At 60.0% G+C, this 9,316-nt stretch carries 6 protein-coding genes and 1 rRNA gene; all 7 read right to left on the bottom strand.

Features of this window, described 5'->3' with window-relative positions:
• Positions 1 to 2 precede the first annotated feature (2 nt).
• Positions 3 to 506: a poly-beta-1,6-N-acetyl-D-glucosamine biosynthesis protein PgaD gene (pgaD, locus tag FHK92_RS25680; protein WP_181290592.1), complete on the bottom strand. Its 504-nt coding sequence runs from the start codon at positions 504 to 506 to the stop codon at positions 3 to 5.
• Complete coding sequence (pgaC, locus tag FHK92_RS25685; protein ID WP_181290593.1) at positions 503 to 1,858, bottom strand: poly-beta-1,6-N-acetyl-D-glucosamine synthase; 1,356 nt, start codon at positions 1,856 to 1,858, stop codon at positions 503 to 505. The genes pgaD and pgaC overlap by 4 nt, the downstream gene beginning before the upstream one ends.
• A gap of 1 nt (position 1,859) precedes the next feature.
• Positions 1,860 to 3,857, bottom strand: coding sequence for a poly-beta-1,6-N-acetyl-D-glucosamine N-deacetylase PgaB (gene pgaB / locus FHK92_RS25690; protein ID WP_181290594.1), 1,998 nt, complete (start codon positions 3,855 to 3,857; stop codon positions 1,860 to 1,862).
• A 12-nt stretch (positions 3,858 to 3,869) separates the two neighbouring features.
• Complete coding sequence (gene pgaA / locus FHK92_RS25695; RefSeq protein ID WP_181290595.1) at positions 3,870 to 6,353, bottom strand: poly-beta-1,6 N-acetyl-D-glucosamine export porin PgaA; 2,484 nt, start codon at positions 6,351 to 6,353, stop codon at positions 3,870 to 3,872.
• A gap of 244 nt (positions 6,354 to 6,597) precedes the next feature.
• Positions 6,598 to 8,103, bottom strand: a complete 1,506-nt coding sequence (locus FHK92_RS25700; RefSeq protein WP_181290596.1) for a YdgA family protein — start codon at positions 8,101 to 8,103, stop codon at positions 6,598 to 6,600.
• A gap of 159 nt (positions 8,104 to 8,262) precedes the next feature.
• A complete protein-coding gene (locus FHK92_RS25705) occupies positions 8,263 to 8,898 on the bottom strand; it encodes an NADH:ubiquinone oxidoreductase subunit N (protein ID WP_181290597.1) in 636 nt (211 codons plus the stop codon).
• 182 nt (positions 8,899 to 9,080) lie between these two features.
• A 5S ribosomal RNA gene (gene rrf, locus FHK92_RS25710) occupies positions 9,081 to 9,196 on the bottom strand.
• Between the last annotated feature and the right edge of the window lie 120 nt (positions 9,197 to 9,316).

Here is a 9,316-nt window from a genome sequence, read left to right on the forward strand (position 1 = left end):
CCTTACGCGGAGTGATCCGCCGGCAAATGGATCACCCGTGGGCGCTCCAGCGGAGCCAGGGGCGGCGGCTGCAAGTCCGGGCTCAGCAGATGGAAATGCGGCACCACGTGGCTGATGTCGCCATCCTGATTGTTGTGGATGATCTTCGACCCCGGCTGGCGCAACGTTTCCAAGCGTTCGTCAGTCAACTTGAACGTGGCGCTCAGGCCCTGATCGTCCACTGCCGGCCTCGGCAGCCTGCGCTGGGCGAAACTCCGGCTCTTGCGCTGTTGATAACGCGCCCAGGTGATCAGGACGATTGCGTTGACCAACGCGATCCAACCATAGATCTGCAAAGTCCCCAGCGTATCGAACAACGAACCGCCCAAGCGCGGGCCGGCATGGCTGTCGAACAGCGGCAAGAGCCCGTTCACCAACAGATACAACAACCCGACCCACGCCAGCACCGTAAAGAGCACATCGATGAGCACCAGAAAAGGCCGTTGCCGGGTCCTGATAATTTTCATCGGATCACTTCCTCTTCTTCGTCATCGAACGGTTTGATCCCGCGATCCGGGCTGACCCAGCGCGCGCGCTTCTGATGCTGGCCGAACAGCACCTTGGGGAAACTCACCAGCGTGGTGAACAGGCTGATCAGCCAAAACACCAGCGGGTACCAGACCACCCAGAACATGATGTGCCAAAGGCCTTTTTCGTAGCGCCGGTCGATCAGGATGCTCACCGCGAACTGCATCAGGCACACCACCGCCAGCAACAGCCCGGTGAAAGCCGGCGGCATGAGGTGGTCCACCGCGATGGCCGCAGGCATCTCGACGAATTTACCGGCGCCCCAGAAGATCACTGACAGCAGGAAGGTGAACGCCCAGCCGGTGGACAGGCAGTATTCGAACAACAGTGGCCATAGGTAGCGATGGCGGTATTGCCAGATGCCACGGATGTTCTTGAACAGCACCTCGGCGCCACCCTGGGCCCAGCGCAGACGTTGACGCCAGAGGCCGCGCAGGGTTTCGGGCATAAGAATCCAACACAGGGCGCGGGGCTCGTAGAAGATGCTCCAGTGGTCCAGTTGCAGTTTCCAACTGATGTCGATGTCTTCGGTGATCATGTCCGGGCTCCAATAGCCGACCCGGTGCAGGGCCGTGCGTCGGAACGCGACGATCACGCCGGACACGGTAAAGATCCGTCCGAAAACCCGCTGAGTGCGCTTGATCAAACCGATGATCGAGGAAAACTCGCCGACCTGGACCCGGCCCACCAACGTCGAACGGGTGCGGATGCGCGGGTTGCCCGTCACCGCGCCGAGGCGGGCGTTGTCCAGCATCGGTGCCACCAGGTAGGCACAGGTGTTAGGCGCCAGCAGTGCGTCGCCGTCGATGCACACCAGGTATTCGCTGCGCGCGGCAATGGCGCCCATGCGCAGGGCCACGGCCTTGCCCTGGTTTTCCGCCAGGTGCAGCACGCGCAAACGTGGATCTTCGGCGGCCAGCCGGTCGAGCACTTCGGCGGTGTTGTCCTTGGAGCCGTCGTTGATGGCGATAACTTCGATGTTCGGATAGTGCTGGCCCAGCGCAGCGTGAATCGTATCGGCAACGTTGTCGCCTTCGTTGAAGCACGGGATCAGGATGCTGATCAGCGGCTCGCCAGCCAGAGCCGGCGGCAACGTATCGTCCTTCCACGGCCAATGACGCTCCCAGTGCAGCCAGAAATACAGGCCGCCGGCGATCCACAGCCCGGACATGAACAGCGGGTAAAAGAACACGAAGTCCATCAGGAATTGCCCGGTGACCAGGAAGATCAGGCCCAGCGGCACCCCAAGGACAATCGCCAGCACCAGAACGGCGAGCAGTCTGTCGAGCATGTCAACGATTCCATTTGTTGGAGAGCGCAGGCCGCACGGCTTTCACGGCGGGCTGGTCTTCGATGAAGTTGTCCGGGTAGTAACCGAAACTGGTCACGCCCTGACGCTTGAGGCGCCCCATCCAGTCGGCCAGTTGTTCGCCTTCGATGTCGGCCACCGGCTTGCTGTGCCAGTCGCGGGCTTGCAGCTCGAACACCGTGCGCTTGAGCGCACCCGGACGGGCCTTGACGGTTTCCACCAACCGCTCGAGCCAAGGGCCCGATTGCTCGCGGGTCTGTCCTTCCATCAACGGCATGGCCATCGGCGCAGTCCAGTCGTAGGCGGCAAGAAAATCGTCGAGGTTCTGGGCGAACCAGGCTTCGCTTTGCGGGTTGAGCATCGGCTCGGCAAAGATATTGCGCGCCGTGCGCACTTGCGGGCCACGTATCGCCCGGACCTTGGCGGTGAGCTCGGCGGTGAAGTCGATCAGGTAGCGGCTCTTGAAGCGAGTCCAGCGCTGCATGGCTGCCGGGTCATCGCGCAGGGCAGCGATGGATTGCGGCAAGCCGTGGGCGGCATAGACTTTCATCGCGGCGGGGCTGGCGTCCTCGAAGTCGGAGAACACAGCGTCGTCATGGTAGAGAACGCCATCCACCGAGCTCATCCGCGCCAAGTCTTCGTAGATTTCGCCGATGACCTTGCGCACCTCCGGGTCGAACGGCGACAGGCGCACGTACTGGTCCGAGGCGACGCCCGTCTTGCCGGTCTTCGGGTCCCAGCGCAGCACTCGGGACAGTTTCGGATCCAGGGCAAAGCTGAGCACCGGCATCCAGGCATAGACCTTGACGTTGGCGCGGGTACGCAATTGCCATGCGACCCGGTCGAACAGATCGGCGCGCACCGGCAGATGACGGTTGGGGAAGTACAGCGAGTGGACGAGGCCGTCACCTTTGGGGTCGGCGAACGCCTGCAGGAACACCGTGTTCGCGCCCAGGTCGTAGATGCGCTGGACCAGTTGGCCGACGTTGGCTTCCTGCTGCGCGGGGTCCGAATCGTAGACGTAATCCAGATCGACATGGACTACCCGCATCGGATCGATCGACTGCACGGAAGTAATACTCTCGGCGAAGTGCGCGCCGTCCGGATCAGACGACACCAGGAAACGCGGGCCATCCATCAGGTTATCGAGGCTGTCGAGACCATCCTCCAGGGTCAGGGCCATCTGGTAGCCTTCACTGCCGATGACCTGCAACGCAGTGCCGTCGGCTTCGCCATAAGGCCAGACCCAGACGCGCGGGCTATAGCCGGCAACTTTGCGGATTTTCTCGGAAATGGCTGCGACGTCTTTGCGCATACGTGCCTGGAAATCGGCCTCGTTTTCATAGCGACCGGTGGCAGGATCGTAATGCCGGGTGGTCGCGGCGGGTTGCTGGTTGCCTTGTGGGTTGGCGAGGATGCCTTTGTGATTGGCGTCGGTGTGGGCGGCGATTTCCACCAGGCCAGATTTCGACACCTCACGAATTTGCTCCCACGTCAGGAACTCGGAGCGCTTGCGCGGCACACCGGCAAAATCCACCGATTGGTCCAGCGGCGTGTCGACCCAACTGCCGACCGGAGCCAGGATGGCCGGCCAGTTATAGGCGCGCAAGATCGGCATGACGCGGGTGTAGAAGCTCGAGTAGCCGTCGTCGAAACTCAGCAGCACCGCGCGCTGTGGCAGTTCCGGACCGCCATTGCGGGCGGCGATGATCTGGTCAACCGTGACTGGTTGATAGTTGTTTTCCCGCAGCCAGGCCAACTGCTCGATCAGGCGTTCGGTACGCACCGCCACGAGAGCCTGGTCGGGGTCGAGATCCTCGACATCGTGGTAGGCGATGCCGAGCACGTGGTTTTTCGGCCACGGCGCGTCGTTGGCCGCCACCGGCCGTTGCGAAGGAGGCGCGAACGCCGGGGCTTGCTGGGCACAAGCGTTGATCAGCAAGACTCCCAGCAGAAGGATGAATCGCGAAATGACGGGCATTTTCAAACTCTTCTAGAAGCGGTAGGTGAGGTCGACAAGCAGGCGCAGATCGCTTTCACGATCGCCGTCGTAAGGGCGGTTGAGCCAGCTCAGCGCGGCCCCGGCTTCGAGCACGTCGTTCCAGAGCAAACGTTGGCCGTAGCTAAGCAGTCCCATGGCACCGGTGTTGTAGTCGCGCTGGCTGTAGGTACCGGCACCCGCTTGGAACTGTTGGCTCCAGGTGGTCTCGTAACGGCGATACAGCACATGGTTGGCGGTCACGGTCGGCATGACGCTGAAGTCCGATTTCGGATTGAAGTACGGCACTTCGTTGGAACCGCTGTTGCGGCTGGCACCGACTTCCAGGCCCATTTCCACTTGCAGCCTAGGAGCGCTGTAGAGGCCTTCGCGGCCGGTCAGCAAGGTCTCGAGACGGTTGTTGCCGTCGCTGAAGTGCGACGGGCTGACAGCCAATCGCCACTCGCGGCTCTCATTGGCCCGCCAGCGGACGAAACCGCTGCCGCCATTGGCGCGGATACCACTGTTGAGGGCCCGCAACGGGGTGTTGGCCGAGAGGTAATCCAGGCTGCCGCCGTACTGCCAGTGGTCATTGATGTCCCGAGCCACAGCCACGCGTGCGCCCTGTTTGTCACCGGAGCCATACGAGTGATTGGAGACTTCCGCTTCCAAGGTCATGTCGCGTGTGCGGCGCTCGACGCCCAGGCGCTGCCAGCGATGATGACCGGTACCTTCCTCGAAATCGCCAGTGGCATAGCCGGCACCACCGAACAGCCGCCAGTCTTCGTCAATGGGCGGGCTGTAGAGCAACGTTTCAATACCAAAGTCCCGGCTGCCGGTCACCGCGCCAGCATCGCCATTGCCGCCGCCAAAGCTCTTGCCGGTGTAGGCTTCGATACGCAATTCGGCCATGTCGTGGACTTCGCGCTGGCGTTGCAGGCGCTTGACGTGGGCATTCTCCGGATAGCGAGCGACCACGTCGTCGGTGAGCGCATCCATCTGCCGCCATTCCTGCAGATCCATGGCGGCGCGCGCCTGGGCGATTTCCAGATCGCGACTGCGCGGCGTCGTCGCCTCGACTTCCTTGAGCAGGTTCTCCGAACGCCGCGGCCAGTCACGGGCTTGATACAGATCAGCCTGGGCCAGGCGCAAACCGATGTTGCCGGGGCCTTGATAGACGAGATCTTTCAGGCGTGCTTCGGCGGAGGGCAGGTCGGCGCCATAAGTGCCCGCCTGGGCGGCGAGTTGCTGGGCGTCCATCCATTCGTCGTTAGGGTTGCCGATCGGCAGCCCTTTGAGCTCCACGCGCGACGGCTGTGATTTCGCCAGATCTTCGGCAAGCGCGCGTGCTTCTTCGGAGCGCTCGCTTTCCAGCAACGCGTAATAGAGCGCCGTGCTGTCTTCGAAGCGATCCGCGGGGTCGGCATCGGGCGCGGTCAGCACGCGACGATACAGATCGACGGCAATTTCCGGCTCCCGTTGCTCCAAATAGGAAGAGGCTACCCAGCGCAACGCATAGGTAGGAATGCCGACGTCTTCAGCGACCAGCTTCTGGTATTCGGCAATCACCTCTGCCCGGCGGGCCCGGGCATTGAGGGCACCCATGCGGTCGATCCGCCAGCGCAGGACGTCTTCATGGGCCTCGGCCACTGGGGTCCAGGTGGCGAGCAGTTTGTCGTAATCAGCCAAGGCGCGATCCGCGATGACGAAGCGATCCTTTTCGCTGCGGCTGGCCATGTCCGCCAGGCGCACCCGTTCGGCCGCCACATCGCCTTCAAGTCGACGCTGCACGCCGGGGTCGATCAGCCCGGGTTGGAGACGGGCCAGGCGCAGGGCCGGCTCCGGCAACCGGGCGCGTTGCAAGGCGTAGATGTACTCGCGCGCAACTTCAGGCTTGTGGCTACCCGCACGGGTGAACGCCTGGTCGTATTCAAATAGCGCTTCGTGAGGATTATTGGCACGGGTCAGGGCATAGCCCAAAGCCAGACGGCGCATCGCATCATCAGGTTTGGCGGCAACCAATGCCTTGGCACGGCTGACGGCTTCATCAGGCTTGCCCGCATCGGCCTGGGTCAGGGCCAGGCCCAGTTGCAGCTCGGGATTTTGTGGATCGATCGCCAGTGCCCGGCGATACAAATCGGCCGCCGAATCCCAGCGCTTGAGGTTGCGATAGGACCGCGCCACAGCCGTCAGCGCCTGGACCGGCAGGTCGTGATAGCGGCCCTGGGCTTCGTAGACCGTCACCACCTCGGCATCGAGGCCAGCCCAACTGGCAATTTGCAGGTGATCACTGATCTGCGCGGTGCTGGCTTGTCCGGCCGATAGCTGGCGCAACACGGTCAATGCGGGCGTGTAATGACCCGCACGGGCGTCGAGCACCTTCTGGTCATAGGCAGAATCGGCCAACGCCGCAACCGGCCAGCACAATTGGCTGCACAGCGCGACGCGAAACAACGGGCGCAAACCGAATTGAATAAAAGGACCCACAGTACGCGGCATTCGTCAGCATCCTTACATGGCCAGCCGGGTCGCAGTGCCCCCTTGCCCATCAAACAGGAGGCCGGGTCAAAGGAACCCAGCCAAGCTCTAACGGGCCAAGTCTGGCATTGCGCGCAGGGTCATCTTTCGGAACGCCATAATTCTTCAGAATCCATGCAGATTTCAGCGTGGTACTTTTTCACAGGCAAAAAAAAACCGGCCGTGCGCAATGCACAGGCCGGTTTTTGATACTGCTGAAGCGCGATTACTGAATAGCGACGCCGCCGCCCAGCTTGCTCATCACGAATGCCGAGAACTGTTCAACGGTCATCTTCTGGCCGTTGAAATCGACCTGATTGTTGGCGTAATGCAGGTTGGTGACCACATCGTTGCCATCCAGCTTCGCCAGCTCCGTACCGACTGCCATGGCGCTGAACATATCACTGGTGGCTGTGGCCTGGTCAGCGATCAGCTTGGCATCGGTCTGACCTTCCATCTGCGCCTGCACAGTCAGCAGGTCCACTAGCATCGGCTTGGAGACTTTTACCTTGAACTCCAGCAGGGCGAGCAGTTGGCGGCCCAGCTCATCAGGCGGCAGGTCCATGGATTGCGGCTTCGCCAAATCGACGACCAGGCTCGCGCGGCTTTCACCATTAGCGGTATTGAACGAGAGGTTCTCCAGGGCGACTTGTGGAGCGCCTGCCAGGAGTTTCTCCAGATCAGCCTTGACCTGGGCCTCTTCAGCCTCGGTCAGGTTCAACTCTGGCGTCGGCTCGCCCGCTTCGGCAGCTTCAGCAGCAGCTTTTTCGTAGGGCTGCAGCTTGGCCTGGTAGACCTGCATCAGCGACATGGTGGCAGGGATATCCAAGTTCTTCAGGCTTACCGCCATTTGCGCCGAACCGATTACCTTGTCGTTGAACGACAACTCACCGATTTTGTAATCGGCACGCCCCGAAGCGCTGGTGCCGTTTTCGGAGCTGTTGTTCTTCATTTCGAAGTTCTTCAGGCCCAGCACCGACTTCTGCTCGCCGAAGCTGGTCTTGCTATTGCTCAGCAACAGGGTGTTATCACCCATGTAGTAGCCATAGGTGCTCTTGGTCAGGTTACTGGCCAATGTCAGGCCGCTGAACTCGACTTGCACCGGCGTCTGGTCTTCGGCGACGGTGGTCAGTTTGAAACTGTCCATGTAGCCATCGGCCTTGATCTTTTGGGCTTGGGCGCTGGCAGCCACATCGATCTTCAGGCCCGAAAAGATGAGCTGGGATTGTTCATCCAGCTTGGTGTCCAGGGGAAGCAGTTCGAATGTCCCGTTGGTGGACTGGTCGTAGCCAAGATTGAACACGCCTTTCATGGGCGATTTGTCCTTGGCCGCTACGAACCACTTTTCGGTCAGCGGAGTGCGCTCGAGCTCGGTGTGGCTGGTAGCCATGACAGGCAACCATTTGAGCGTCATCAGGCGGGAAAATGGCAGCGGGCCGTGTTCAATATTGTCGACAAACAACAATTCGACCGGCTCGCTACCAAACATCTCACCTTCGCCCTTGAGGCGATAATGCGCGGTACTGCTGAATGTTCCGCGATCCAGGGAGACCAGTTCGATCGATGCGGTGCCATTGGAGCCGGCCAGGGCCGTTTGCATTTGCTTGTTGCTGTCGGCAATAGCGGTGTTCAGCACTCCCTCAAGCTTCGTGCCGGTATACCAGGCGCCACCTGCGCTGACGGCACCGATAACCACAACGATTCCGAGAAGTACGCTTGCTGATTTATTCATGAGTGACCCGATCGTTATTCCATGGTTGAAAAAATCGTCGTCTTCCTTGACCCGCAAAGGGCTATGGCTCGACGCAGTAAAAGTGGTGGGGAGATTAGCATCAGGCAGGCACGCTAGCCCAATGTTTAAAGGGGGAAAAGCGTGTTCTTGAGAAATGGTCTACGAATATTGGACTTCGATCTCATCGAGCTGATGATCAAAAGTCTTGAGCCTTGCGGTCCAGGTATATACGAGCACTTCGAAATCACGATTGATCACCGCCGTGCCTGACGAATCTGCACGCCCATCGCAAAAATCCAATTGGTAGCGCTCCCGAGCCATGGCATTGGCGACATCGCACAGCTCACGCGCGTTGTTGAGCCAATGCCAGTCGTCTTGCGCGACCTGCTCGTCCAGGGCCGCGCATTGGACCTTCAGGGCTTCAAGACTTTTTTCCAAAGGAGTCCCGGTGAGCTCTCCCATGACTTCCTGGAAGGTCCGCCCCGGTTGCCAATAACTGCCCCAGAAATAACGATCGAACACCGTCTCGACCTTTCGTAGCGCGACTTTTGTATCCCAGATCAACACCAGGGTCTTGCCTTGTTCGAGCTGTTTTTTCTTGATGCGCTGGCCTTGCAGTGAAGCCCAGGCCACAACAGCTATAGATATGACACCGATCAGCGCAGACACGCTATCGAGGAAGATCAATGCCTTATCTATCTGATGGGTCAGCATGACGCCATAGAAATAGGTACCTGAAAGCAGCAACAACGCTGCAATAGCGCACCAGAAGCCAGGAGCATAAGGGTTTTTCATTATTGGAATCCCCATGACCAGTCACATCGCGGGCGCCTTTTGCCTACGCCCAACAATCAAAGCATAGCAACGGCCTCGGGGTTTGCTGGAGCGGGACAGCAATTTAGGGGGCGATCCGATTACCGGCCCCTAAACGACAAAACCCCTGTCTGCGCTGGCAGACAGGGGTTTCGGGAATACAATCTTGACGATGACCTACTCTCACATGGGGAAACCCCACACTACCATCGGCGATGCATCGTTTCACTTCTGAGTTCGGGATGGGATCAGGTGGTTCCAATGCTCTATGGTCGTCAAGAAATTCGGTAACCGACCCGTTCGATAACAACGAATCAGTGAAAATCGAAGACTTCTACTAAAACAAAACCCCTACCTGCGTCAGCAGATAGGGGTTTCGGAATTTAATCTTGACGATGAC

Source organism: Pseudomonas brassicacearum subsp. neoaurantiaca, assembly GCF_013608025.1.
GTDB lineage: Bacteria > Pseudomonadota > Gammaproteobacteria > Pseudomonadales > Pseudomonadaceae > Aquipseudomonas.

What these genes read in the sequence shown, in the direction of transcription:
- pgaD (WP_181290592.1), bottom strand. Translation starts at nt 506, where the DNA reads ATGAAAATTATCAGGACCCGGCAACGGCCTTTTCTGGTGCTCATCGAT.
- pgaC (WP_181290593.1), bottom strand. Translation starts at nt 1,858, where the DNA reads ATGCTCGACAGACTGCTCGCCGTTCTGGTGCTGGCGATTGTCCTTGGG.
- pgaB (WP_181290594.1), bottom strand. Translation starts at nt 3,857, where the DNA reads ATGCCCGTCATTTCGCGATTCATCCTTCTGCTGGGAGTCTTGCTGATC.
- pgaA (WP_181290595.1), bottom strand. Translation starts at nt 6,353, where the DNA reads ATGCCGCGTACTGTGGGTCCTTTTATTCAATTCGGTTTGCGCCCGTTG.
- FHK92_RS25700 (WP_181290596.1), bottom strand. Translation starts at nt 8,103, where the DNA reads ATGAATAAATCAGCAAGCGTACTTCTCGGAATCGTTGTGGTTATCGGT.
- FHK92_RS25705 (WP_181290597.1), bottom strand. Translation starts at nt 8,898, where the DNA reads ATGAAAAACCCTTATGCTCCTGGCTTCTGGTGCGCTATTGCAGCGTTG.